The 25,477-nt window shown below is 62.5% G+C and carries 26 protein-coding genes and 1 pseudogene; 18 read left to right on the plus strand and 9 right to left on the minus strand.

The features are described 5' to 3' along the window. The first annotated feature begins 34 nt into the window (after window positions 1–34). The 9 genes from DFO45_RS13350 to DFO45_RS13390 all read left to right on the plus strand — a co-directional run bounded on the left by DFO45_RS13350 (window position 35) and on the right by DFO45_RS13390 (window position 6,452). A complete protein-coding gene (locus DFO45_RS13350; RefSeq protein ID WP_133865235.1) occupies window positions 35–379 on the plus strand; it encodes a hypothetical protein in 345 nt (114 codons plus the stop codon). A gap of 2 nt (window positions 380–381) precedes the next feature. Continuing rightward, window positions 382–2,430, plus strand: a complete 2,049-nt coding sequence (locus DFO45_RS13355; RefSeq protein WP_133865236.1) for a hypothetical protein — start codon at window positions 382–384, stop codon at window positions 2,428–2,430. A 10-nt stretch (window positions 2,431–2,440) separates the two neighbouring features. Then, on the plus strand, window positions 2,441–2,734 hold the full coding sequence (locus tag DFO45_RS13360; RefSeq protein WP_133865237.1) for a hypothetical protein: 294 nt from the start codon (window positions 2,441–2,443) through the stop codon (window positions 2,732–2,734). A 156-nt stretch (window positions 2,735–2,890) separates the two neighbouring features. Then, on the plus strand, window positions 2,891–3,769 hold the full coding sequence (locus DFO45_RS13365) for a peptidoglycan-binding protein (protein WP_133865238.1): 879 nt from the start codon (window positions 2,891–2,893) through the stop codon (window positions 3,767–3,769). A gap of 1 nt (window position 3,770) precedes the next feature. Then, entirely contained in the window at window positions 3,771–4,061 is a 291-nt protein-coding gene (locus DFO45_RS13370; RefSeq protein WP_133865239.1) for a hypothetical protein, read from the plus strand. Next, window positions 4,058–4,480, plus strand: coding sequence for a hypothetical protein (locus DFO45_RS13375; protein WP_133865240.1), 423 nt, complete (start codon window positions 4,058–4,060; stop codon window positions 4,478–4,480). The genes DFO45_RS13370 and DFO45_RS13375 overlap by 4 nt, the downstream gene beginning before the upstream one ends. Beyond that, entirely contained in the window at window positions 4,443–4,694 is a 252-nt protein-coding gene (locus tag DFO45_RS13380; RefSeq protein ID WP_133865241.1) for a hypothetical protein, read from the plus strand. The genes DFO45_RS13375 and DFO45_RS13380 overlap by 38 nt, the downstream gene beginning before the upstream one ends. Continuing rightward, on the plus strand, window positions 4,694–4,921 hold the full coding sequence (locus tag DFO45_RS13385; protein WP_133865242.1) for a hypothetical protein: 228 nt from the start codon (window positions 4,694–4,696) through the stop codon (window positions 4,919–4,921). The genes DFO45_RS13380 and DFO45_RS13385 overlap by 1 nt, the downstream gene beginning before the upstream one ends. A 217-nt stretch (window positions 4,922–5,138) precedes the next feature. Beyond that, a complete protein-coding gene (locus DFO45_RS13390; protein WP_133865243.1) occupies window positions 5,139–6,452 on the plus strand; it encodes a hypothetical protein in 1,314 nt (437 codons plus the stop codon). 789 nt (window positions 6,453–7,241) lie between these two features. Here DFO45_RS13390 and DFO45_RS13400 read toward each other — a convergent pair. Together DFO45_RS13400 and DFO45_RS13405 are read right to left on the minus strand one after the other, a co-directional pair. After that, window positions 7,242–7,487 carry a hypothetical protein gene (locus DFO45_RS13400; protein WP_133865244.1) on the minus strand — a complete coding sequence of 82 codons (246 nt, stop codon included), beginning with the start codon at window positions 7,485–7,487 and terminating at the stop codon, window positions 7,242–7,244. Between the two features lie 215 nt (window positions 7,488–7,702). Continuing rightward, window positions 7,703–8,443, minus strand: coding sequence for an SOS response-associated peptidase family protein (locus DFO45_RS13405; protein ID WP_133865245.1), 741 nt, complete (start codon window positions 8,441–8,443; stop codon window positions 7,703–7,705). A gap of 137 nt (window positions 8,444–8,580) precedes the next feature. Between DFO45_RS13405 and DFO45_RS13410 the strand changes: the two genes are divergently transcribed. The 3 genes and pseudogenes from DFO45_RS13410 to DFO45_RS13420 all read left to right on the plus strand — a co-directional run. Next, window positions 8,581–8,805 carry a hypothetical protein gene (locus tag DFO45_RS13410; protein WP_133865246.1) on the plus strand — a complete coding sequence of 75 codons (225 nt, stop codon included), beginning with the start codon at window positions 8,581–8,583 and terminating at the stop codon, window positions 8,803–8,805. Continuing rightward, window positions 8,802–9,095 carry a hypothetical protein gene (locus DFO45_RS13415; RefSeq protein ID WP_133865247.1) on the plus strand — a complete coding sequence of 98 codons (294 nt, stop codon included), beginning with the start codon at window positions 8,802–8,804 and terminating at the stop codon, window positions 9,093–9,095. The genes DFO45_RS13410 and DFO45_RS13415 overlap by 4 nt, the downstream gene beginning before the upstream one ends. 309 nt (window positions 9,096–9,404) lie before the next feature. Continuing rightward, a pseudogene (locus tag DFO45_RS13420) lies at window positions 9,405–9,536 on the plus strand (IS3 family transposase); the annotation flags it as partial. Window positions 9,537–9,712: 176 nt separating this feature from the next. On the opposite strand, the gene DFO45_RS13425 reads toward DFO45_RS13420, so the two are convergent. From DFO45_RS13425 to DFO45_RS13450, 6 genes are all read right to left on the minus strand, one after another. Next, a complete protein-coding gene (locus tag DFO45_RS13425) occupies window positions 9,713–11,326 on the minus strand; it encodes an ABC transporter ATP-binding protein (protein WP_133865248.1) in 1,614 nt (537 codons plus the stop codon). Beyond that, the gene (locus tag DFO45_RS13430; RefSeq protein WP_133865249.1) at window positions 11,323–12,201 is read right to left on the minus strand and encodes an ABC transporter permease; all 879 of its coding nucleotides are present in this window, start codon (window positions 12,199–12,201) and stop codon (window positions 11,323–11,325) included. Before DFO45_RS13430 ends, DFO45_RS13425 begins: the two co-directional genes overlap by 4 nt. A gap of 10 nt (window positions 12,202–12,211) precedes the next feature. Next, on the minus strand, window positions 12,212–13,153 hold the full coding sequence (locus DFO45_RS13435) for an ABC transporter permease (RefSeq protein WP_012170398.1): 942 nt from the start codon (window positions 13,151–13,153) through the stop codon (window positions 12,212–12,214). Continuing rightward, a complete protein-coding gene (locus DFO45_RS13440; protein ID WP_133865250.1) occupies window positions 13,153–14,730 on the minus strand; it encodes an ABC transporter substrate-binding protein in 1,578 nt (525 codons plus the stop codon). The genes DFO45_RS13435 and DFO45_RS13440 overlap by 1 nt, the downstream gene beginning before the upstream one ends. 35 nt (window positions 14,731–14,765) lie before the next feature. Continuing rightward, window positions 14,766–16,460, minus strand: coding sequence for a gamma-glutamyltransferase (gene ggt / locus DFO45_RS13445; RefSeq protein WP_245518085.1), 1,695 nt, complete (start codon window positions 16,458–16,460; stop codon window positions 14,766–14,768). A 190-nt stretch (window positions 16,461–16,650) separates the two neighbouring features. Continuing rightward, window positions 16,651–17,616, minus strand: a complete 966-nt coding sequence (locus DFO45_RS13450; RefSeq protein ID WP_133865252.1) for a LysR substrate-binding domain-containing protein — start codon at window positions 17,614–17,616, stop codon at window positions 16,651–16,653. A gap of 132 nt (window positions 17,617–17,748) precedes the next feature. Here DFO45_RS13450 and DFO45_RS13455 point away from each other — a divergent pair, with 132 nt between their 5' ends. The 5 genes from DFO45_RS13455 to DFO45_RS13475 all read left to right on the plus strand — a co-directional run bounded on the left by DFO45_RS13455 (window position 17,749) and on the right by DFO45_RS13475 (window position 23,462). Beyond that, window positions 17,749–20,067: a molybdopterin guanine dinucleotide-containing S/N-oxide reductase gene (locus DFO45_RS13455; RefSeq protein ID WP_133865311.1), complete on the plus strand. Its 2,319-nt coding sequence runs from the start codon at window positions 17,749–17,751 to the stop codon at window positions 20,065–20,067. Continuing rightward, window positions 20,064–21,272 carry a CoA transferase gene (locus tag DFO45_RS13460; RefSeq protein ID WP_133865253.1) on the plus strand — a complete coding sequence of 403 codons (1,209 nt, stop codon included), beginning with the start codon at window positions 20,064–20,066 and terminating at the stop codon, window positions 21,270–21,272. Before DFO45_RS13455 ends, DFO45_RS13460 begins: the two co-directional genes overlap by 4 nt. A gap of 14 nt (window positions 21,273–21,286) precedes the next feature. Continuing rightward, window positions 21,287–21,745 carry a MaoC family dehydratase gene (locus DFO45_RS13465; RefSeq protein WP_133865254.1) on the plus strand — a complete coding sequence of 153 codons (459 nt, stop codon included), beginning with the start codon at window positions 21,287–21,289 and terminating at the stop codon, window positions 21,743–21,745. Continuing rightward, on the plus strand, window positions 21,745–22,626 hold the full coding sequence (locus DFO45_RS13470) for a CoA ester lyase (protein WP_133865312.1): 882 nt from the start codon (window positions 21,745–21,747) through the stop codon (window positions 22,624–22,626). The genes DFO45_RS13465 and DFO45_RS13470 overlap by 1 nt, the downstream gene beginning before the upstream one ends. 170 nt (window positions 22,627–22,796) lie before the next feature. Further along, on the plus strand, window positions 22,797–23,462 hold the full coding sequence (locus DFO45_RS13475; RefSeq protein WP_133865255.1) for a TenA family protein: 666 nt from the start codon (window positions 22,797–22,799) through the stop codon (window positions 23,460–23,462). A gap of 138 nt (window positions 23,463–23,600) precedes the next feature. Here the strand turns inward: DFO45_RS13475 and DFO45_RS13480 are convergent, their stop codons facing one another. Then, window positions 23,601–24,311, minus strand: a complete 711-nt coding sequence (locus DFO45_RS13480; protein ID WP_012170407.1) for an FCD domain-containing protein — start codon at window positions 24,309–24,311, stop codon at window positions 23,601–23,603. 252 nt (window positions 24,312–24,563) lie between these two features. Here DFO45_RS13480 and DFO45_RS13485 point away from each other — a divergent pair, with 252 nt between their 5' ends. Further along, entirely contained in the window at window positions 24,564–25,466 is a 903-nt protein-coding gene (locus tag DFO45_RS13485) for a VOC family protein (protein WP_133865256.1), read from the plus strand. Window positions 25,467–25,477: the final 11 nt, after the last annotated feature.

Genomic DNA, 25,477 nt, shown 5'->3' on the forward strand with positions numbered 1-25,477 from the left:
GCGGCGCCGCCGCCACCTTCCCGAGGACATCCCCATGGCGACCTTTGAAGTCGCCGCAGGCACCGACTGGATCGCCACCTTGCAGGTGGGCGAGACGGCGGATCGCTGGCGGCTGGACGATTACGACATCTGGCTTCAGGCGCGTGTGCCCGGCACCAATGTCGTGCTGCTGGATCTCAGTCTCGATGATGGGCGGCTGGTCATCAGTGATCCGGTGGCTCGTCGCCTGGAGATCAATGTGGGCTGGGCGGACATCGCGCCGCTCGATGCCACCACCCTCGAATTCGATCTCCTTTACGCCAACCGCACCACCGAAATCCGGTCGCGCGGCGAGCGGCACACCCTTGTCATCACCCCCGGCATCACTGTGGAGCCCTGACCATGGCGCGCGCGCTTGCCAATCCCGTTCCCACGTCCGCGCCCCGCCAGGGTGTCGATGGCCGCACCACGCTTGCGAAGGCCCGCGCGCCGCTGGTGACCGATGGCCGTATCGGAGACTTCTTCATCGATACGGTGGCCAAGAAGCTCTATGGCCCCAAGGGTGCCGGCGGCTGGCCGGACAATGGCCTGATCAAGGGCGATCGCGGCTGGCTGCCCGTCCTCGCCGCCAAGAATGACGGCGCCCGCCGCGTGCACCAGGTGGTGGACTGGGCGGGCGGCGAGGGCGCCAAGCCGGCCACCGGTTCCTATGTGGGTGCCACCGGCCTCGTGAGCGCCATCGGCGACGCGGTGGACGTGCGCGGCCCGCAGGGGCCGGAGATGCTGATCTCCAGCCTGACGGCGGCCAGCGGCGCGGCGAGCTATGACACGCTGTTGCCCGTGGCGGAGGAGGGCGGAGACAATCGCCAGCGCGCCGTGCAGGGCATCGTGGGCGCCGGCGGCCATCTGCCCTTCAAGACGGTGAGCGATGCGGCTGCGGCCGACCTGCTGCCCACGGTCAAGGTGGTGACCATCCTTGACGCGACGGATGCGGACGGTGGCCCCGGCCACATCCGCGTGCGCGTGGATGCCGAGCCGGTGGATGGCCCCAAGCATCGATCCGCGGACCGTTACCTCTCGACGGGCGTCACCGACAGCGCCAACGGCGGATGGTGGGCGCTCGACACGAAGAGCATTGCGGCCGGGTCGCTCGTGCCTGTCCCGGTTGATGCAGACGCTGGCAAAGAGCTGATCGCGGTGGGGCTCCGCGCCTACATCTCTGTCCCGCCGCGCCGCATCAAGCTCACCGAATTCGGAGCTACCGGAGAGGTCAACCCCACCGTTGACACCGCGGCTTGGGCGGCGGCGCTCGCACGGATTGATGCTGATGGTGCGGGCAAGATCATTGAGCTGCCCACCTGCAAGCCCGGCCCGACTGGGGGGACTTATCTTGGGTCATCTTTGCAACTAACCAATGCTGCGCGCAATAAAACGTCCATTGTCGGTTCGGGGTTTGCGGGTCCGCAGTCAAGCACATATTCCGGCGGAAGCCGGGTTGTGACTAATATATCTTCCGGGTTCCCGATCGTATTGGGCAGCTCTCTTGCGCCGTATACGCACTTTTCGCTTCATGAGTTCACGATTGACAATCAAGGATCCCCCGCAAGTGGGGCAAATATACTTGTAAACAATGCGGCACAGGTAGATATCTACGTAGAGCATTGGCGTGGATATCATGGTGTGCAAATTGAAAATGCGGGAGGGCAAGCAATATGCCGGCTTAATGCGTCGACTTACTATTACTTGACTGGCAGAAGTATGGTTTTTGGGCTGGCTCAGCCATACTTTGCAAACGGTGTTTATGTTGATGGTGGCGGGAGCTATAGCTGCCAGTCCGCCGCCCTATTCATGAGGGCATCCGGCGTCTACATCAGCAAGCATGAAAGCTATCAGGCTACTGATGTTGCATGGGATTTTTCTGCTACCGGCATTGGTGTGCAGGGCGTGTGGCTGACGGACGTACTTGCTGATAGTGGCGCGTCACATGGCTACATTTTCCGAGGGACCGGCCCGATGGCGGAAATAAACATGACTGCGGCACAGGCGGGAAGCAATAACGGCGCCGGCATCGCCACGGAAGCGTCGACATTGCTCAATGGGCTGTATGTAAACGGCGGCCTTTTTGTCAACAACTTGCTTGATCTTGATCTCTATGGGGGCAAGAATCTCAATGTGAAAGGGTTGCAGGCTTGGTACGCTGCCACGGCTACGGCGCGGCTCAACCCGACCATGACAGGCGGCGTGGTAATCGAGGGGTGCCAAATGGGGCACGGCGGGTGGTTCCAGGCAGGTGGACTGCCATCCAGGACGCCTTATTGCGCTCTGATTGCAACTGGCGCGGATAATTATTTCGTGACGGGAAATACGATGCGCGGCGCCACGGTCTCTGCCGTTGCCGATGGCAATGCCGCATCCGCAACCCGCGTATCCACCGGCAACCGCATCTATTGAGAGGCTGATCATGGACGCCCTTAAAGCTCTGCCGCTGGCGCGCGCCGGCCTCACCGTTGGCGCGCTGCGTGCGCTGGCGTCTGCCGCCGCCACAGAGATGGGGGACAGCGTGGTGGACCCCAAGTTGCCCCGCTCCGCCGCCGCTGCGGCCTATCTTGAGGCTCTTGCGGGCCTCGACGATGCGACCGTGATCCGCGCCGACATTGCCGAGGGCGCGCGGCGCGGCGGCGCGGCCTGCCCCCTGCGCCAGACGGCGCTCAACATCCTGCGCGACTGCGCGCCCGATGACTGGAGTGCGTCGTGATCTCAGTCTCGCCGACGCTCTATGACGTACGCAATGTGGTGATAACGGGCAGCATCCGCATCATCGCGCCCAGCCGGCCAATCCTCATCGACGGATGACGGCCAGCCATGGGACGCGCCATGGCAAAGCCCTTCACACAATCCGGAGACCATCCCGATGCGAGCAATCGACATCGTGCGACGGGTCGCGCCCAAAGCGCGGCCCGAATACCTTGCCGCGTTTGAGGGCGGGGACGCGCAGCTTGAGGCGGCGGGTGTCACCACGCCGTTGCGGCTCGCCCACCTGCTGGCGCAGGTGCTGCATGAGACCGGCAGGCTCACCATTACGCGGGAAAGCGGGGCCTATCACGCGCCCCAGATTCTCGCGGTCTTCGGCCAAGGGATCCACTCGGCTGCCGTGAGACCTACCGAGGCAGCCAAGCTGGCGGGCGACGGGCCGAGCCTCTTCGAGAGGGTCTACGGCCTCGGCAACCCGTCCATGGCGAAGGCACTGGGCAACACCCAGCCGGGCGACGGCTGGACCTTTCGCGGCAACGGCCTGCTCCAGACCACCGGGCGCGGCCAGCATCGCGAGATGGGGCAGCGGTCGGGCGTCGGCGACCTTTTCGAGCGCGACCCGTCGCAGGTGACCGCGCCCGAACATGCGCTCAAGCCGGCGCTCGCCGAGTGGACGCGTGGCAAGTGCAACACGCTCGCCGACAAGGGCGATATCCGCCAGATCACCCGTATCATCAACGGCGGTTACAATGGCTACAGCGACCGGGTGGCGTGGCTGAACAAGGTCTGGGCGGTGCTCGGGACGGGCGAAGTGTGGCAGGCGGGAGCGGCCGATGATGCGATCGCCGACCTGCAAGAGAGCCTGAATACCTTGGGCTACGGCCTCAAGGTGGATGGGCGGCAGGGGCCGGCCACCACAGCGGCCATCCGCGACTTCCAGAGCCGGAACAACCTGACGGCGGATGGCATCGCCGGCCCGGTCACACTCGCGGCGCTCGCCGCCCGGCTGGCGCCGGCCAAGTCTCCGAAGGCGGCCTGACATGGCGGCGCACCCTTCCGGCGAGCCCTCCTGGCGCTGGCGACGCCTTGTCATCTTTTCGGTGGTGGGCGTCGCCATTTGGCGGCTCATCGTCCTCGAGGACAATCCCGACACCACCATCAACCTCGAGCTGGTGCGCGGATGGCTCATCCTCGTGGGCCTGCTCGTGCTCGGCTACACGGGCCTCGCCACCGTGCAGGACCTGCTCGCCATGTGGCGCACCGGCAGTGCGCTGCCCTATGCGCCGCCGCCACCTCCGCCGGCGGACAGCCAGACGGGAGGCCAGCCGTGACCATCCTCCTCTCCTTCCTGCCGTCGTGGTTCACCGCAGCGCTGGCTGGGCTCTCCATTGTGGCTGGCGTCGGAGCGGTGCTCTATGGGCTCCTTCCGGTCGCGCCATATCGGCGGATCGCCACGGTGGCCGGCGCCGGTCTTGTCGCGGCCGGCTGTTGGTTCTCCGGCGTCTCGGCCGGGCAGGCGCAAAGCGAAGCCGCCGCGCTGCGCCAGCAACTGGCCGACGCCAAGGTGACCGCCGCCGTTCAGGCAGCCCAGCTCAACGCCCTGCAGAGCGACAGCGCCGCTGCCGCCGCCCAAGTTTCCGACCTCACCAAGCTCAAGGATGCCGCCGATGCGCTCACCTCTCGCACGCCTGACGGCGCTTGCCTGCCTGCCGATGCTGCTGACGGCCTGCGATCCCTCTGGCCGCGCTGACATCTCGCTGGCGGACGTGCCGGCGGGTCTGCGGGCCTGCGTAGCTCAGGTGACCGGCCGGCCGGCGGGGCAGGGCGCCATGAGCCAGCGGCAGGTGGTGGCGCTCATTGCGGAGCTCCGCGCGTCCGAGCTGCGCTTGTCCGGCTGCGGAAAGAGGCTTCTGGCGCTCTATGACGCGCAGGCTGCGGCATTTTCGGGGAATGGCGCGCAGTGATGGACGAACATATCGACACGCGCGACCGCGTGATCCGCCTCGAAACACAGATCGAGCACATGGACCGCCAGATGGCAAGCATGTCGGCCAAGGTCGACGAAATGCATGCACTTTTGCAACAGGGGCGGGGCGCGAAATGGTTCATCTTCGCCTCCATTGCGGTCGGCGGCTTCGTCGCTGGGTTGCTCGGTAAACTTGCTGCCTTGGCGGCGCTATTACCTAGGTAACGCCAGCCGGCGCACTTCGGTCGGCATGCGCGAAGGTACGGTCCGCACTCCGGCCGACAAAGCAGCATATCCGCAGATGGCTGCCTATGCCTTGCATAGCGCCAATGCCGGCTAAGAGGATTGATTTGGCTTCTATTTTTGGGTGCACCTGTTGCGAGTGGACCAAACTGCACTCATTGTCTCGACCGGTCGCATGCCGCGCCGGAGGTCGAATCCAATGTCTGACTTCGCTTTCTCAGTGCAAATCCCAAGCAGCGGAAATTATACCGTTCAGCGGCCATTCATTAACCGGCTACAAGATAAGCGGCTACTCACCGATTACATCTCGCGCGACCAGTGGGCAGGAATTCGGTCTGGCAGTCCTATTGGAAAAATGACCAATGATTTTGGCCAAGACTCATTTCTCGCCGCTCTTGCTGATCTTTCTAGTCTGGGCGGCTGTATCGAAGTCCCTGAAGGATCATTCGCTGCCAATACCTACGTCATCACCGGGCACGACAACCTTTGGATCCGCGGCTCTGGGAACTCGACCAATTGGATAACGAACACTCCAACCGGGCACCTAATGGATTTCCGGGGACTGGCAGGATCCATTTCTGATCTCCGCTTCATGGCAGATCCTCTGGCAGGACGCTCGCCTGAAATGGGGAATGCATGCATTCACTTGGGATGGCAAGCATCGCGTTTCTGGTGCGAGAGGGTCGAGGCAATCAATCACGGAACATTTCTTCAGCTTGACGGCCAGAATCCTGATAATCCAAACGAGAACCTTATGTTCTGCGAGATAAACTCGCCTCGCGTTTTTGGAGCTATTGCAGGTTCTCACGTTATGATCATAAACGGTGGTTACGCTGTCCGCATAAATGATCCGCGTCTCACTGTTGATAGTTTGGATCCTAGCGAGTTTGCTGCAACTGGAATACTAGTCTTGTCGACTGCTGATCTCAGTATTGACGGTGTGACCCAGATTCTGGGTTTTGATCGCCCGATTGATGTCAGGCCGCCTGTCGGTTCTGTGGTGGCCTCTTTCAGGATGAAGGATGGCTTCCTTGGGACGTCAAATAAGGGGTCGCGGTTTACTGCGGCCGATGGTGGCACAATCGTCAGCGCTTCTATGAACGGTGTTTGGTGTGGACAGAACAAGGATGCGACCTCGCCGGGGGCTCTTACCCTCGTAGGCTACCGCCCTGGTGGCATTCAGCAGATGCTGCTTACTAATATGGAATTCCCAGAGTGTGCATCCGACGGCCTAAATGCGGACGAGTATGTGAGGGGGCTTAGCGTCATGGGCGGGTGGGCCGATGGCTGCCCATCTGGGGCCGGGATCTCTATCCGGTCGCAGGGTTTTCGCGTGATGGGTTTCCGATCGGGAGGTGATCGCTTCGCGCCTAACGCATATGGCGCGTGGCTTGGCGCCGGTTGCGACGATTTCATCTTCGCGCTGAACGACCTCCGTGGGAACGGAACGAACTTCATCAACGGCGCCGGTACTGGCCCGTCCAAAGTGATCTATGGCAACCTAGGAACCTGACGGGCCGCCGGCCTGTTCGGGCTCCCCATAGAGCCTACGTTTGGAGTTTTCGGCCCCGCCTATACGAGGCGGGGCCGTTCGTTTGGCTAGGTTGGCAGGGGCGGATAGGATTCTGCAGATGCAGTTTCCTTCCGCGCGTCCTCATCAGGGAAGCCGGGGGCTCAACTCAAGGCGGCGTCGAGATGGGCTCGCCCGCGGCCTGCGGATTTGGCACGGTAGAGGGCAATATCCGCCCGTTTCATCGCCGTCGTCAGATCCACTCGATCCCTGATCAAAGCAATACCGAGGCTAGCCGTGATGCGGCGATCTGCGTGCGAACGCTGAGATGCTCTCCCAGATCGGCGGCGTGCGCGAGGATCTGGCTGGCATCAAGGTGGGGATTTCGGTGCCGCGGTGAGTATTCCTGAATAGAGCGAGAGTGCCACCGTTGATGGCACGCATACGTTGCGTCACGTATCCGAACTCAATGCTTCCGATTTTCATCTAATTCGTGGAAGGATTATGGTTTCCTAAGCATAGTGGGGACTACATATCGCCTCGTGATCCAGCGGCTATGCCATACTTGGATAAGATCATTTCCGCTCTGGCGGCTAAGCCGGCTCCAGGGATGATCAAGGCCCCGAGTTTCAAAAAGCCCAGGCGGCAAGCGTCTTAGATTTGAGCGAAAGGTCGTCTTTGCCGCGGGCATCATGATGATCGTCGGCATGATTATTGATCGATGCTCGTCGCGGGCTCGAAAGGCGCGCGATGAACAGGAGGTGGCGGGCGTGAGCCCGCCACCTCTGAAGATCAGTCGCCCATGGCGTGCTCGCATCTCGGGCAATCGAAAGGCAGCTCACGAGCAGCGCCACGAATTTCAGCGCAGAACTCGGCGATTTCTGAAGGTCGCATAGTGCCCTTTAGCTCACCGCGTGCCGCACGAATCGCATCATCGACAGCGGCGATGTCGCCCAAATCGAGCATCACTTCATCGTGAAACGGGCACGCTTCAACGGCGTTGTGCAGTAAGAGGAAATCGATGGCGGTTCTGTTCATGGAAAGCCTCAATCATGGAGGTGAGGCTTGGCACGCCGAAGCCTCACCCTAGGGGAGAAGGCCGGCGGCCGGGCACATAGTGCGGGGCGGGCAAGCGCGCGATATTTTCGAGCGCCCGGTGGCGGATGCCAATTTCCTGCTACGGCAGTCTGGAACAGCGAAGCGCCGTTTGCAACCCTTCAGTCCGCTGACTCAGTGCGCGGGATGCAGACGATCTATTCGCCTCTAACGGATGTCCCAGCATCCAGTTTTTGGCCGCGAGCGACGATGGGCAACGTACCCGCCGGGAGCGGCCGCTGTAGCGCTTTCGCCTCATTCCACGGCGCCGCCATCCACGCCTCCCATTCCGCCGGCTCCGTCAGGATCACCGGCATGGCCTTGGGATGGACGCTCGCGACCGGCTCTGTCGGCTCGCACGTGAGGAAGCCATAGAGGTCCGCCGTGACCTCGCCCTCCTTCATTTTGCGTACGCTGGTCCAGCCCTGCACCCAGATGCCGGCGAAGAAGGCGAGGGGGCGGTCCTCGCCCAGGGCGAACCACACATCGCCGCCGTGATCCTTGTGGAACTCGCTGAAGGACGTGAACGGCACCAGGCACCGGTTCGCCGGGCCGAGCCATCGCTTCCAGTGGGCCGAGCTCGTGTTGCGGATGTTCGTGGTGCCGCTGTCCGGTTCCATCCGCAGAAGCGCCTTGAAGTCCTCCACCGGCTTGCCCTTCGCCGCGAGCTTCTGCGCGCGCTTCGTCGCGGCGTCGAGCAGCGCCTTCTGTGACGACGGCATGCCCCACCGGGCGAGCACCAGTTCCCGCACGCCGTCCTGCGCCGTGCGCACGATAGGCGCGGCATAGTCTGGAAAGATGCCGGGCATGGGCGGCAGGTTGCCCGTGGTGTCGCGCATGGCGCGCGCCAGTTCTGCGATGGCCCGCTGGCCTTTCGTCAGCGAATAGAGATTGCACATCGACGGTCCCGCCTCCTCGCATCGCGCGCGGCGCCACCATGCCACAACCGGATGGCGCGGTGGATAGTCCGCCATGGGGCTTGTTCTTATTTTGTTCTCATGGAATCGATAGAGGCGCAACAGCGTTGGAGATGAGTATGCCGAGCGAGGCCGTTCGCGCGGACGGGGGCGCCTTCATCGGTGACGATGAGGATGTGGACGAATTGCTGGCCGCGCACGGAGGGGATGTGCGCGCGGCCCTGAGGGAGTGCCTTCAGTGTATCGCCACGCTCCAGATCGAGGCGGCGCAGGCCTCGCGCGGGTTTCTGCGCCGGCCGCCGGCATCGTCCGATTTGCAGGCGAAGGAGCGCGCCGTGCCGTGAAGCGGGTGGTTTCGCGCATCGTCCAGTATCCACACGTGGTGGTGACGATCCGCTGCCGCTTCTGTAGCCGCCACGTGCGCCACTATCGTCTGGCGCGCCTGGCGCATCGCCTCGGGCCGGACACAGATATCGAAACCATTCTGGATGTGGTGGCGTGCCCCTACGGCAGGCCGAAAGGTGTCCGCAAGCCGCGCAGCTTCTGCGGCGTCTATTTCTCTGATCTGGATGTGGAGATTCTGGATGCCCTGGCCGAGGGTCGGTGCGGCTTCCGATACGTCACGCGCGATTAGGCAATCCTGATCTTGCGAGAACAGATCGGGATCATGACGGGCGCCAGAGGGGTATGGGATGGAACAAATCCTGTCCCCGCAACCAAATTATAAATGAAATCAAGGGGTCGGACGAAAGTCCGGCCCCTTTTTCCATCTGAAGCACCCAAGCACAAGCCTGCCACAAAATTTGTCGGCCATTTCGGTTGTGACATATTCTGGAATATCAGAATGCGAGCATGGCTAGACACGAGATCCTTGGCGGTCTGAACCGCTCCCGATTTGCCGGGACTCCCGAGCGGCGCGATCCGCGGCGGATGTCGGCCAGGGCGCGGCCCCTGGCGATCCGACGAGGCGCTCGAGTACGCCACGCTCGAATGGGGCGACTGGTTCAATACCCACCGGCTCCTTGAGCCCATCGGCAATATCCCGCCCGCCGAAGCTGAGGCCGCCTACCATGCCGCGTTCGCGCCGTCCGCGATGGCTGCGTGGCCCAAGCCATCCGGCCTCCGGCAAACCCGGGGCGGTTCAGGCTCTCCTTTACGCCGGAGGAGAAAAGGGCCTCACGTCAATGTCGATGGGATGAGCAAACGGGGGGCGCTTCAACTGGCCGCCAGGCTATGCAGAAGAAAATATGATCATATCGCTTCCGAGCGAAAAACGGCCGCCGCTAGAAGTTCGCGAGTATATGGCTGCTGGGGTGAGCCGAAGACATCGCCAGTGGGGCCTATTTCTACGATCCGCCCGTGCCGCATAACCGCGATGCGATTGCAAATATTAGAGGCCACCCGCAGGTCGTGAGTAACAAATATCATTGAGAAGCCGAGCTGCTTCTGAAGCTGGTTCAACAATTCCAGCACTTGCGCTTGTACCGACACGTCGAGGGCTGACACCGCCTCATCAGCGACGATAACGGAAGGCTCCATAGCCAGCGCGCGCGCGATACAGATGCGCTGTCGCTGGCCGCCCGAGAACTCGTGCGGAAAACGGTCCAGAGCCTCTTTGGGGAGGCCCACCAGTTCCATCAGCTCGCCAGCTCGTTCCGTGGCTCGCGACGTGGGGACTCCGTGCTGAACGGGCCCCTCAGTGATTGACTGAAGGATACGGCGGCGCGGATTGAGCGATTTGTAGGGATCCTGGAAAACCATTTGGATGTTGCGACGAAACTGGCGCAGCTTGGCGCCCGTGAGCGAGAGAACATCGTTGCCCCTGAACAGGATGGTCCCCTCGTCGACCGGCTCGAAGCGAAGAATGGCCTTGGACAGGCTTGTCTTTCCCGAACCGGACTCGCCTACCACGCCCAGCGTTTCGCCTGCCGCCAGATCGAATGACACGCGATCGAGCGCACGGGTCACGCGCGCGGGGCGGAAGAGGTTGGAAGTGCGGTAGGTGAGGCTGAGGTCGCTTACCGATAAAAGAGGCTCGGCTGTTTTCTCAGGGCTCGTGCGGCAATTGAGCCGCGGGACCGCGCTGATAAGGGCTCGGGTGTAGGGGTGGCGAGGCTTTTCGAGTATCTGCGAGGGCAGCCCCTGCTCAACGACCTCCCCCTGCCGCATGACGACCACGTAATCAGCGATCGCGGACACAACATCGAAGTCGTGCGTGATCATCAGTACGCCGCTCTCGTGCTTGATCAGCAACTCGCGCATCAGCCGCAGAATCTGAGCCTGCGTGGTTACATCAAGTGCTGTCGTGGGTTCGTCCGCGATGATCAGAGCCGGTTCGAGAGCCAGGGCCATCGCAATCATGACGCGCTGGCGTTGCCCGCCCGACAGTTGATGCGGAAATGAGCGGCGGAGCAGCGCCGGATCCGGAAGATGCACGTCCGAAAGCAGCGCGAGCACCCTCTTCTCAACATCGGCGGCAGGTGTGCCCGGCCGGTGAATGCGGATCACCTCCCCGATCTGGTCGCCAATGCGCATGACCGGGTTGAGCGCCGTAAGTGGTTCCTGAAAAATCATCGCCATCCGATTGCCGCGCAAGGCGCAGATGCGCTCGGGCGAAGCCTGCGCGATATCCTCGCCCTCCAGGCGAATGTGGCCGCCGGCGATCCGCAGCGTCTGTTCAGGCAGCAGGCGCATGACCGCAGCCGCCGTGACCGACTTGCCTGATCCGGACTCCCCGACAACACAAACGATTTGGCGTTTGCGCACGGCGAGTGAGAGATCGTGAACCGCGAACCGCCGGTCGAGGCCATGCGGCAGGGCGATCGACAGGTGCTCGATTTCGAGAACGGGCGCATCGGTGGTCATGACGTCGCTCCGGTTGCACGAGACAGGCGTGGATCCAGACGATCCCGCAGCCCGTCGCCCAGCAGGTTCACGGCCATCACTGTCGCCGCCAGGAAGAGCCCCGGCGCGATGATGGTCCAGGGGGCGCGTTGAAACACCGCTCTTCCCTCGGCCAGTACGTTGCCCCAGCTCGGCATATCGGGCGGGAACCCGACGCCGAGGAAGCCCAGAACCGCTTCCGCGAGCATGGCAGCCGCGAACATATAGGTGGTCTGCACAATGAGCGGAGCGAGGCATGTCGGCAGGATGTGGCGCAGCAGCACGAGATAGCCGGGGATGCCAAGCCCTTCCGCCGCACGCACATAGGATTCCTCCCGTACGCTGAGAACGACACTGCGAACGAGGCGGGTGACACGCGGAATTTCTGAGAAAGTGATCGCGGCGACGATGGAGAAGAGGCTGGGGCCGACCAGGGACACCAAAGCCACCGCGAACAACAGGCTGGGGATCGCCATCATGCCGTCCATGATACGCATGATGACGGCATCAAAGGCACGCAGATATCCGGCAACGAGGCCCAGAAGAGAGCCGATTACCGCACCTGCCAGCGCGCACAGCAGTCCCACCAGGAGAGACAGGCGCCCGCCATGCACGACAAGCGCGAAGACGTCTCGGCCCAACGCGTCAGTGCCGAACCAGAAAGCGCTGTCCGGCGCGCGGAAGCGCAGACGTGGTCGTATCAGGAAGGGGTCTGCTCCTGCGATTTGGGGAGCAAAGATGGCCGACAGCACGACCAACAGCAGGATCGTGCCGCCGAACAGGAGCGCAGGGTTGGCGAGCAGCCCACCCAAGCGCAGGCGACGGGCATGGGATTGCATGCTCCCGATAGCGGACATGGGTAGGCCCTCAATAGCGGATGCGGGGATCGACGATCACGTAAGCAATGTCGATCAGCAGATTCACGCCGATGAATATGGAGGCGAAGAACAGCATCAGGCCCTGGACCACTGGGTAGTCGCGGGCGAGGATCGCGTCGATCGTCAACCGGCCAACTCCGGGAATGTTGAACACGCTTTCCGTCACAACGACGCCGCTGATGAGCAAAGCGAGGCCAAGGCCAACAACTGTGATGATCGGCACCGCAGCATTAGGTAGGACGTGCCGCCACAGCACACGTGTGGGCCGGTTGCCTTTCGCTCGCGCCGTCCGCACGAAATCCTCTCCGAGCACCTCGAGCACGCTCGAGCGGGTGACGCGCGCGATCAGAGCCATGAAGACCAGCGCTAGGGTGACGGAAGGCAGGAACAGGTGCCGCGCCGCCGCCACGGGATCTGAGAGCGGACTGACATATCCCTGCACCGGAAACAGATCGGTTTTAACTGCCAGCAGCAGAATGAGCACGTAGCCGATAACGAAGGCCGGGACGGAAAAGCCGATGACGGACAAGACCATCACCCCGCGGTCGATCCAGCTATTGTGCCGCCACGCCGCTAAGGCTCCGAGGGGCACGGCGAGGAGCACGGTGATGACGATCGCGCTCAGCGCGAGAACCATCGTCGGTTCCAACCTGTCGCGGATCAGCGTGAGGACAGGCACGCGGGACAGGACTGAGGTGCCGAAATTGCCATGAGCCATCTCGACGAGCCAGGTCACGTATTGCACCGGCAAGGATCGATCCAGGCCGAGCTCCTGCCGGATATTAGAGAGAGCCTCCGGCGTGGCATTTTCACCGGCGAGCACCTGTGCGGGGTCACCGGGGCTGAGGCGCAGGAGCACGAAAACGATGGTCGCTACGACGAGAAGAACGGGAAGGACGGTGGCGATGCGCATGGCGATCAGGCGCGTCATCATGCCTTGGTCACTCCCCACATCACCATGACGGGTGCGGGCACGTAGCCGGTGACATTGGAGCGGAAAGCCTCGTAGTCGTAATACGTGCCGAGCGGAATATAGAAGACGAGGTCGTACGCGCGCTTCTGGAGTTCCGCAGCGATCGCCTTCTGACGTGCAGGATCGGTCGCGCGCTCGTACTGATTTTTGAGATCAGTCGTCTCGGGATCGTCGACGAAACCGCTATATCCCGACTTTCCTCGGGCATCGAAATTCGGGTTGCCGAGCGGAGATATCAGGTCGAGCCGATCAAAGACCGCATGGGCGATGTTCCAACCACCTTCGGATACTGGCCCGGGCTTTGCTCTCCTGGCAAGGAAGGCGCTCCATTCCATGGTCTGGATCTCGCTTGCCATGCCGATCTGTTGCAGCAACTGCTGGGTCAGAGGCGCGAGCGGCGCAAAGGATGCGATGTCGCCGGGGGTGATGATGACGACCTTTTCGCCCTTGTAGCCAGATTCCTTTAGAAGAGCGCGGGCCGTTTTGACGTCGGGCTTGCCTGTGTCACGGAAACCGTCATCAACTTCCAACTGGGTTCCGCAACCAAAAAGAGCAGGACATATTTGGTAAGATTTGGGATCGCCGATCGAGGCGTCCATATAATCCTGCTGTGTCACCACCGCTTGAACTGCCTGACGGGCTTTGAGGTTGTCAAACGGTGGTTGGGCCCAGTTGAAGCGTATGGTTGACGCCATGGGGCCGAAGCGCCGGCGGAGCGTGACACCGCGATCACCGTCTAAGAGCGAGCGCTGATCGGCATTCATGTTTTCCAGCAGATCGATCTCACCTTTGGCCAAGGCATTGATGGCCGTCTGCTTACTGGGAAACCAGAGCGCCTCGACGCGGTCCACCTTCACCACCTTGCCTCCGGCGAGACCGTCCGGCGGTTCCGAACGAGGAACGTAATCGGTGAAGCGTTCGTAGGCCCAACTGACTCCGGGACGGAAATCAGAAGCGATGAAGCGAAACGGCCCCGAACCGACGACCTCCTCCAGCGGCTTATCCGGTGGCAGCTCGGCGATACGCCGCGGCATCACGAACAGCGGAATTGAGCTCGGACGGGCCATCGCCTCCAGAGTGGGTCCGAATGGCGTCTTCAGCGCGATACGGAAGGTTCTCTCGTCGAGAGGCCTGATGTCGGACATTGCGGATGCGAGGCGCAGGCCGACCACATCCTTCTTGGCCCACCTCGTAATGGAGGCCACGCAATCCTCGGCCGTTACCGGCCGATTATCGTGGAACAGCAAGCCCTCCCGAAGCGTGAAGGTGTAGGATAGCTGGTCGTCGCTGACGGTCCACTCCTTGACCATCTGAGGCTGCGGCCGATAAGCGGCGTCGATCGAGAAAAGAGTATCATAGACCATATAAGCGTGGTTGCGCGTGATGTAGGCGCTCGTGGTCACCGGATCGAGCACCCGCAGTGCGGCGTGCGGCGCAATGCGGATCGTTCTGCGTCCCTGAGCCAGGGATGAGCGGGTGGTCGCCAGCAACGTGGCGGCGGACCATATCAATGCTTCGCGTCGGTTGATCTGCATGATGATTCCCCTCGGTGGCCGCCGGCCTTATTTATTCAGTAGACCCGTCCACGACGGGGATCCGGCCAGAACGAGGTGCCCGCCCGGGCGCTGCCGCCGCCCAGCCCCATGGGGACGCCGTCGGCGCGCCAGCAGGCCGCGCCTGTCATCCGACCATCGTCTGAAAACCCGATCGCGCACATGCCACCTGCCACGTGGTCGACGCCGACGACGCGATGCCCCATGGTCCCGAGCATGTCGCGGATCTCGACCGGAACGCTGGTCTCGATCTCCACCTCTTGGCCCCAGGTGAAGACGCGGGGCGCTTCCACCGCCTCCTGAACGTCCATTCCATGGTCGATGAGGTTCAAAACGGCCTGCATGGCCGAGGCGGGGATCCGGTGCGCTCCCGGCAGGCCCAGCGCGAAGACCGGACGTCCCTCCTTCTTCCCGATGAGGGCCGTGATGCCGCTGGTGATCCGCTTGCCCGGTTCCAGCGAGAGCGCATTTCCGGGATGGGGATCGAACAGGTACATATAATTGTTCGGAATGATGCCCGTACCGGGAATGATGATGCGGGCGCCGAACAGGCTGTTGATGGTCTGGGTCGACGTAACGATATTGCCCTCGGCGTCAGCCACCGTGACATGGGTCGTGTTGGCGGACTCGTTTGAACGAATCCGGGCCTCGAACGTGCTCGCCTGTGCGAGGTCGATCTCCATTCGACGCTGGTCAGCATAGGCCTTCGAGATCAGCCGTTCGACAGGCACGTCCACGAAGGCGGGGTCTGCGGTGACAGCCCTCCTGTCAGCTGCCGCGATCTTCAGCGCTTCGAGGACGAGATGCAGCGTTTCGCGGGTCCCGAAGCCGGAATCGGCGATATTGTAGGCCTCAAGAAGATTAAGGATCTGCAGCGTATGTACGCCGCCTGCACAAGGCGGCGGCGGTCCGACGATCTCAAAGCCGCGATAGGTGCCTCGGACGGGTTCACGCGTGACCGTCCGGTATCTCTCCAAGTCCTCGAAGCGAAGGAAGGAACCGGAACCGGCCAGATAATCTGCGACGCGACGACCAAGCTCACCGCCGTAAAGCACCTCTGGCCCTTCTTCAGCAATGAGGCGCAGAGTATTGGCATAGTCTTTCTGGATCAGAAGGTCTCCGGCGCCGAGTGGGCGGCCATTCGGCAGGAAAACAGCGGCGATGGCTGCGTCCAGCGCGAGGTCCGGGGCGATTTCCGCGATGCAGGTGGCGAGATAGGAAGAAAGGTGGAAGCCCCGCTCGGCGTGGCGGATGGCCGGCGCGATGAGATCGGACAGTGGAAGCCTGCCGAACTGTTCAGCCGCTTCACACCACGCTTTCAGCGTTCCGGGAACCGCCACCGCTTTGGGGCCAACTCGGTTGGCCCGGCCCTTCGCCTCCATGTAGTCGGGCCAGGTGTCGGAGATTGGCGTAAAGCTATCCGCACGCGCAGCCGCGGGGGCCGTCGAGAGACCATCAAGCACGACTTCCCGGCCGTCAGCGAGACGGATAAGGGCCGCTCCACCTCCAAAGATGCCAACCATCATCGGCTCGACCACCGTGAGCGTGAATAACGCTGCGATGGCGGCATCCACTGCATTGCCCCCGGCCGCCATCATCTCGACCGCGGCGGCGGAGGCCAAGGGGTGGTTGGTGACCGCCATGCCCCGGCTGGCAGTGACGGCTGTCTTCTCGCAAATGAAGGAAGTCCCCGCGCGGCTACGCCAATCCATTTTCGGTCCGCCTGATTCCAGCCACCGCCCCCGGGGGAAGACCCCTCGCAGTTCGACGGCACACCTCTGGTTATGTGCGCAGTGGATCGTCCGCCCAGCTTGGAGCGTCGACCTGCACCTTTGTTGGTCTGGAGATTATCGGCGCAGTTTCAGCCATCAGTCCAATATGCGGTTTTGGATTTCTTGATAATCACGACTTCTTAGACCGGCCGCGCACCGGGGACGGCTCGGCTCCAGAGAAGGCAGAACGCCGGGCGTGGGCCGCGAAGGCCCGTGCGACGGGTGACGGCTCGCTCCGCCGGAATGCTACGGCAAGCTCCGCCAATACCTTGGCATCGGCGATCGGCCGATATTGGAGGCCTGGAACCTGAATGCAGCGGACCGATTGGGGCACCAAGGCCACGCCGAGCCCAACCGCAACCATGCTCGCTATTGTGACGAAGTCGCGCCCCTGAGGACCGAGTCTGGGAAAGAAACCTGCCATTCGGCACGCAGAAGTGGTGTGCTTGAGAAAACTGACTTCTGGCGGATGGTGTGGCGTTATGAAAATGTCCTCATTGAGCGAGGCGAGTGCGACCTGCTCGCTCGCGCCCTGTGGGTGAGCCTCCGGCAGAGCCAGAACGATATCCTCGAACAGGACCGGGATGGTACCGATGCCGACTGGAAGTGGCACCGGTGGACGGATAAAGCCGATATCCAGCCGTCCCTGGTCGAGTTGATCGAGCTGCTGCTGCATTTCCATTTCGGAAATCTGCAGTTCCACCTCCGGATAGCTCGACCGAAACTTCCCGACCATGGTCGTAAGAACCCCGGTATAGGCCGCCGACCCGACATAGCCGATGGCGATCCGTCCGACCTCGCCGCGCCCGGCGCGGCGGGCCACGAGCATGGCGCTCTCGGCATGGGCCAGTGTCTTGCGCGCCTCGTGCATGAACAGCTCTCCCGCGAGGGTCAATCGAACCGTGCGGCGGGTGCGGTCAAACAGAGGCGTGCCGACGATCTCCTCCAGCTTCTTGATCTGCTGGCTGAGGCCGGGCTGGGCGATGCGCAGCCGTTCGGCGGCCCGCCTGTAGTTCAGCTCCTCGGCGGTGGCGAGGAAATAACGTAGGTGGCGCAGCTCGATCTGTTCGGCGCCCTGCCAGCCTTGGAATGACATGTGTCTAATAACCCTGAGTTCTCAAAAGGCCGCCGGCTGCATATTGGACTGATCCAACCTCGGGCAGCAATATTGATGGACAGCTTTCATCGATCGACGCGGCACGCTGGCCGCGGCCTTGCCGAGCCTCAGATGTCTCGTAACCCTTCGATTGCCGCTGGCGCCTCTCACGCTTCGCACTGGGGAAGTTTTTCCGCGCGTTGGGATGGGGCCCGCGTTCAAGTGACACCGCATCCCGAAGATCCCGCTCCTTCTCCGATCCTGGGGAACTTCACCGACGCCTTGCGCCATCAGGCGCGCATCCTTCGCCCAATGGTGCGGCGGGGTTGGCTGGACCACGGACCAGGTCCCCGCCACCGGGACTTCTCAGACGATCTGGTGCCGGTCTCTTGGGAAACCGCACTAAATCTTGCGGCGGCGGAGATCGCCCGCGTCCGCGACTCCTGCGGCCCGGAGGCGGTCTACGGCGGCTCCTATGGCTGGTCCAGCGCCGGCCGGTTTCATCACGCCCAAAGCCAGATTCACCGCTTCCACAACGTGGTGTGCGGCGGCTATGTGCGGTCGGTCAATAGCTACAGTGCGGGCGCCTCTGCTGTCATCCTGCCACGGGTGATGGGATCTTTCGAGCCCCTGTCCCGTCACAATGTCACGTGGGACCAAATCTGCGCCCACACGGATATGGTGCTCGCCTTCGGCGGCATGCCGATCAAGAATTCCATGATCGCCAGCGGCGGCATCACCCGCCATGTGGAAGCCGACGCGATGGCTCGGGCGGCGGCGCGAGGCACCGAATTCTGGTCGGTGAGCCCGTTGCGGGACGATATGCCCGAGGCGGCGGAAGCTCGCTGGTTGCCAATCCGTCCCGGAACCGACGTCGCAATGATGCTCGGGCTTGCACACACGCTGTTGACCGAAGCGTTATACGATCGCCCCTTTGTCGCGCGTTATTGCGTCGGCTTCGAACGGTTTGCACCGTATCTCACGGGCGACACCGACGGCCTGCCGAAGAGCGCGGACTGGGCGGCCGAGATTACAGGCATCGGTGCGGATGCCATGCGTATGCTCGCACGCCGGCTGGTGGAAGGGCGCAGCCTCATCACCGTGGCTCATTCCCTTCAGCGGGCGCAATTTGGAGAGCAGCCGGTCTGGATGGCTGCGACCCTCGCCGCCATGGTCGGTCAGATTGGTTTGCCAGGGGGCGGTTTCAACTATGCCCTTGGCGCCATGGGTCATACTGGTCGGCAAATCAACGCCGTTCCAATTCCCACTCTGCCACAGGGGCGAAACGGCGTCTCCACCTTCATTCCGGTCGCGCGTATCGCAGACATGCTTCTGAATCCGGGAGGTGTGTTCGCCTTCAATGGAGCAACACACGTTTATCCCCGCGTGCGCCTCATTCACTGGGCCGGGGGCAACCCCTTCCATCATCATCAGGATCTCAACCGCCTGCGCCGTGCCTTCTCGGAGGCGGATACCATCATCGTCCAGGAGAGCGCCTGGACGCCAATGGCACGTTTCGCTGACATCGTGCTGCCGGTCACGATGACACTGGAGCGCGAGGATATCGGCGCAGCGGCTACCGACCCGCGTCTGATCGCGATGCGTCAGGTGGCGCCCCCGATCGGGGAGGCTCGTGATGATTTTGGGATTTTCAGCGCTCTCGCCGCTCGCCTCGGCCTCGAAGCCGCCTTCACGGAGGGACGCTCCGTGCGCGAGTGGCTTGCACATCTTTACGAGCAGACACGGGACTCTTTGGAAAATGCTGGCCTGTTCGCCCCCTCCTTCGAGGCGTTCTGGGAGAGAGGCGAGATCCCCTTGCCTTCGGCGCCCGACGATGGCGGTCTGCTGCGGGCCTTTCGCGCCGATCCGCAGGCCGCGCCTCTCCCAACGCCAAGCGGAAGCATCGAGATTTTCTCGGAGACCATTGCCGGCTTCGGTTACGACGATTGCCCTGGGCATCCGATCTGGCTGCCTTCGGAAGAACAGCCCTCCGCCCAGACACCACTGACACTGGTGGCCAACCAGCCCGCCACGCGGTTGCACAGCCAACTGGACTTCGCGGCTTATAGCCAGGCGCACAAACGTGAGGGCAGGGAGGTTGTCCGTATCAATCCGCACGATGCGCTCGAGCGGGGCATCGGAGACGGCGACCTTGTACGCCTTTTCAACGCGCGCGGCGCCTGCGTGGCCAGCGCGCGCCTTAGCGCCGATGTGATGGAGGGCGTGCTGCACCTGCCAACCGGCGCTTGGTACGATCCCGAGGACGAGGCACCGGAGGGGCCGCTCTGCGTGCATGGCAATCCCAACGTCCTGACGCGGGATGTTGGCACCTCACAATTGGCGCAGGCCTGCTGCGGCCAGGTCACTGTCGTGGATATCGCCCGATTTGATCGACCAGTGCGCGAAGTGCTGGCACATCGACCGCCCACGTTCGCGGAGGCCGCGCCATGACAGTTGGCCTCGGTCCCCGTCCGTTGGACGGCCTTAGAATTCTCGACCTGACGACCGTCGTGATGGGGCCCTACGCCTCTTCCATCCTCGCCGATATGGGAGCGGATGTGATCAAGCTCGAAAGTCCGGGCGGCGACATCCTGCGACAGGTTGGGCCAAGCCGCAGTGGCGAGGCTGGCGGGATGTTCCTGCACGCCAACCGCGGCAAGCGCGGCATTGTGTTGGACCTCAAGTCTGAAGAGGGCCGTGCCACCGCTCTCCAGCTCATCGCGGACGTCGATGTGCTCTTCTACAATCTGCGTCCAAGCGCCATGGAGCGTCTCGGGCTGAGCTACGAAGCGGTCGCCGCTCAAAATCCCGCTATTATCTACGTAGGCGCCTTCGGCTTTGGACGCGACGGACGGTATGCCGACCTCCCCGCCTATGATGATCTGATCCAAGGACTCGCGGCGATGCCGGCTCTTCTCGCCGAAGCCGGCGACGGCACGCCACGCTATGTGCCGGTCAACATTGCGGACCGTATCGTCGGTTTACATGCCGCCATCGCAATACTCGGGGCAGTGCATTTCCGCGATCGGACAGGCCTTGGGCAACGGGTCGATGTTCCGATGTTCGAGACCATGGCCAGCATGGTGCTCGCAGATCACATGGCGGGGTTGAGCTACACACCCCCCCTGGACGCAGGAGGCTATCGCCGCCTGCTGACCAAGGAACGTCGACCCTTTCGTACAGCAGATGGCCACCTATGTGTTGTCCTCTACACGGACCAGCATTGGCGGCGTTTCCTTCACATCGCAGGCCGGGACGACCTGACGAGCGACCCCCGTTTCGTCAATCATGCCGCCCGCATAAAACATGCCGATGAGATCGCGCGGGAATTGGCCACCATCCTGGCCACACGCAGCACGCGGGCATGGCAGGACGTGCTGGGAAAGGCCGACATTCCGAATGCCGTCATGCACACCATCGAGAGCTTGATGCAGGATGGTCATCTTGAGGATGTCGGCTTCTTCATTCATTCGCTGCATCCGTCCGAAGGTCCCGTGATCGAGATGGCGCCTCCGTCCCGGTGGAGCCTTTCCCAGCCCCGAGCGTCGCGCCCAGCGCCTCGCCTGGGCGAGCACACGAGCGAAATCGCAGCCGAGATCGGGAATGCTCGACGCGCGCGAGGCGGTGTTGAGCATCAGACAATCAAAAGCATTTAACGTGAGGTGCGGCAATGGCCGGTCTTCATTTCGAGGATTTCTCCGTGGGGCAACGGTTTCAGCATGGCCTCAGCCGAACCGTCACGGAGATGGACAACACCCTGTTTTCACTACTGACCATGAACCCGCAACCCCTACATATTGATGCCCATTTCGCGGAAGGCACCGAATGGGGACAGCGGCTGTTCAATAGCATCTATACGCTCGGCATAATGATCGGCATGACGGTTTATGACACGACGCTTGGAACCACCGTGGCCAACCTTGGCATGACGGACGTGACGTTTCCGAAGCCGGTCTTCCATGGCGATACGTTGCGCGCGGAGACAAGGGTCATTGCCATCCGCTGCAGCAAGTCACGACCAGAGGCGGGCATCGTCGAGTTCGAGCATGTCGCCTTGAATCAGGAGGGAGAAATCGTCGCCTCCTGTCGCCGCTCGGCGCTGATGCACCGCCGCGTTGAGGTCGCATGATGCGCTCTCTCCTGTTTGTTCCCGCAGATAGCCGGCGAAAATTCGAGAAAGCGTCGATGAGCAAGGCGGATGCCCTGATCCTGGATCTTGAAGATTCGGTCGCACCCGCCATGAAAGCCGAAGCGCGAGAGCTTCTCGGGTCTCTACTTGCGGCGCCGCGGCGGCAGAAGCTGTTTGTGCGCGTCAACGCCCTGGAGACAGGCCTCGTCCCCCTTGATCTCGCCGCGGTCATGCCGGGGCGCCCAGACGGCATCGTGCTTCCGAAATGTTCGGGCCCCGATGCGGTGCGCCAACTGGGGCATTATCTTGATGTCGGTGAGGCTTGCCAGGACGCCAGTGGCGCGCAGGTCGGCAGCACCCGCATCCTCGCTATCGTCACGGAAACGGCTGAGAGCGTGCGCGCCCTTGCGGCATGTTCCTATGCCAACGTCAGTCCGCGGCTATGGGGGATGATGTGGGGTGGAGAGGATTTGACCGCCTCTCTCGGTGCCTCGCCAAACAACGGTGGCGTTTCCTATCGCGAACCCATCCGCCTTGCGCGAAATCTCTGCTTGATAGCTGCCGCTGCGGCGGGTGTGGAAGCTATCGATGCCGTCGCCCCAGACATCGACAATCTCCATGCGATCGCAGTCGAAGCGCAGGAGGCCCGGAGAGACGGCTTTTCAGGTAAGGCGATCATTCACCCGACCCATGTCGAGCCAGTCCATGCCGCGTTCACTCCGGCACCAGAAGAAGTGGCGTGGGCCCTACGTGTCTGTGAAGCATTTGCCAGCCAGCCTGACGCCGGGGTCCTGAGGCTAGACGGCAAGATGGTGGACAAGCCCCATCTGAGGGCAGCCGAACGCATCTTTGGGCAGACGAATTGGCCTGCTTCAGCATGAACGCGATCTACGCTTCCGTGAACTTCGATGCCTTCATGGAACTCTCCTCGTCCCCGGACAGGGGATCATGAGTGGGAATTTCCAGCTCAAACGGGCCAGAAAACGGGGAGCACGTCAGCGGGCTTGCGCGGGAACGAAGGGTGTCCGATACCGGCGCAGGGAGAAACGGAATGGATGTTTTCACGCGCCTGAAAGCTTCGGCATTGGCGGACTGGCAGAGCTATGTGGACCATGACTTCGTGCGCCAGCTCGGCGCGGGCACGCTGCCCCTGGGCGCGTTTCGAGCCTATCTGGTGCAGGATTATCTGTTCCTGATCCAGTTCGCCCGCGCCTATGCGCTCGCCGCCTACAAGAGCCGCACGCTCAACGATATTCGCATTGCACAGGAGGGGGTGGCGGCCATTCTGGCTGAGACCGAGCTCCACGTGCGCTTGTGTGCCCGCTGGGGGCTGTCGCGCGCCGATCTCGATGCCGCGCGCGAGGAGCAGGCCACCGTGGCCTATACCCGCTTCGTGCTGGATTGCGGGGCGGCGGGCGACCTGCTCGATCTGCACACGGCACTGGCGCCCTGTGTCATCGGCTATGCCGAGATCGGCCGCGCGCTGGCACCCGATGGTGCCGACGGGCTGAATGACCATCCATATCGCGAGTGGATCGGCGAATATGCCGGGGCGGGCTACCAGAGCGTAGCGGCAACAGCGCGCAGACATCTGGACGACCTCGCCGCGCGCACGATGACCGACCGCCGTTTCGCCGAACTGTCCGCCTTGTTCGGGCAGGCTGCGCGGTTAGAGGCAGATTTCTGGCAGATGGGACTGGACCTCGGCGCCCGCTGACCCTGGTTGCGGACCGGAGAAACGGATGCGCGGCCTCTTGTGGTGAGAGGCCACTCTTGGTCTTTGCTGTAACCCGGATGCCGCGGCGAAGAACGGTTCGGGCCGTCTATGAGGCATATGGGGTGCGCCGCCCGCGATCTATTCAGCCGCCTCTCCAGGGGCGCCGGCGGCGAACAGATGGCCGCCGTGGGCAATGACATTCTCGCTGGTCTCTCGAATGTGCCGGGCAATGAGGGAGAGCGCCCTTTCCTCATCCCGCGCGAGCGCGGCGTCGGCAATCATTTTATGCTCAACATCCTTCTTGCGCCACTTGGTGCGGAACTGGGAGGAGATGCGGCGATAGCGATGGGCCCGCTCGAATAGCTTGTTGCGGATTTCCACGAGCGTCGGCGAGTTGCAGGCGGCCACCAGCGAGGCATGGAAAGCCCCATGCACCTTGGTCCAGTCCTCGGAGAGATAATATTCCCGCCCGAGGCGCGCCTGCATCCGGTCCATCCGGTGGAAAGTGGACAGGATTTCTGCTTCCCACGCATCGTCGCCATTGCGCATGGAGCGGCGCAGCATCTCGATTTCAATCAGAACCCGCGTTTCGGTGAGATCGTTCAGGTCGGCGATGGAGACGGGCGCCACCATGAAGCCGCGCTGGCCTTCCGCTACCACGAGGTTGTCGGCGGTCAATCGCGATAGGGCCTCGCGCAGGGTTGAGAAGCTGACGTCATAGCGCGCCCGCAATGCCTCGAAGCGCAGCTTCTCGCCGGGCTTCAGCTCGCAATTGATGATGTCGCTGCGCATCCTCTGGAGGACGTCGCCGGCCCGCGTTTCCTTGCCGGTCTTCTGCATGTCGCTCATGTCCGCCTCGGTTCCCGCCGCCGCAGGCTGAGGCCCTCGACCGTTTCTCGTGGCTTGAGGTTAGCCGATTTTCGAAAAAATTCAATCTCGCGCGTCTCCGCGTCGCTTCCACGTTGCGCGCACCAATATCGGTCACGCTCTCCATATTTCGATATAGCAATTTTTTTCGAAAATAATTGCCACCCTCTGAGATTTTGCCTATCCCTTTCTCATGGCCGCACAGAACGGCCCCCTACCGCTAGTGAGGAAACAATGGCGCCAATCGTTCACGCCGTTGGGCATCTGAAGATTCTGGTCAGCGATCCGGACGCCGTCATTCGCGATGCCACCGAAATTCTCGGTCTGCATGTCACCAACCGGCAGGAAGGGCAGACATGGCTGAGCTCAAACGGGCGCTCCGCCGAGCTGGTCCTGCTTCATGCCGGCGAGAACGCCACGCACACGATCGGCCTTGAAGCGCTCACGGTCGAAGCTGTGCGGGCGGCCGAGGCGCGGGTCGCGCAGCTGGGGTGCCGCATTGAATCCTCCCAGCCCAGCCTGACGTGTATGGCTGCGGGCGTGACGTTCACCACGCCGGAAGGGCTCCGCTTCGAGATCCACACGCCGGTGAAGGACACGATCTATGGCCGCCGCCAGCCTTCCACGGGTGTCGGCGCGAACCGGATGGATCACATCAATCTCATCACGCCCGATCCTGCCGCGACCCGCTCCCAGCTGGAAGGCATCGGTGGCCTGATGCTCTCCGAGCGGCTGGTGGATGACAGCCTGAGTTGGATGTATGGCGGCAATCGCCAGCATCATATTCTCGGGCTGGTCAAAGGCGTGGTTGGCCTGCACCACTATTCATTCGAGTTTCTGGAATTCAATCAGTATCTGCGCCTTGGCGATACGCTCGATCGGTTTGACAGGCAGATGCTGTGGGGGCCGGGGCGCCATCGGCCGGGCGACAATACATACGCTTATTACATCGAGGCGTCCGGCGCGATGGTGGAATGCTCGGGCGCCATGGCTCTGGTGGCGGATGACGCGACCTTCGAGCCGAATGTCATCACCAATCTCCAGCGCCCCGGAAATGTCCGCCAAATGAACGTGTGGGGCACACCCGCGCCGCTGGAGTGGCGCACCCATCACTTCCCCTTCGCCGCCATCGGTTGATCGAGGCCCGG

Origin of the sequence: Azorhizobium sp. AG788, assembly GCF_004364705.1 — a bacterium.
GTDB classification, from domain to species: Bacteria; Pseudomonadota; Alphaproteobacteria; order Rhizobiales; family Xanthobacteraceae; genus Azorhizobium; species Azorhizobium caulinodans.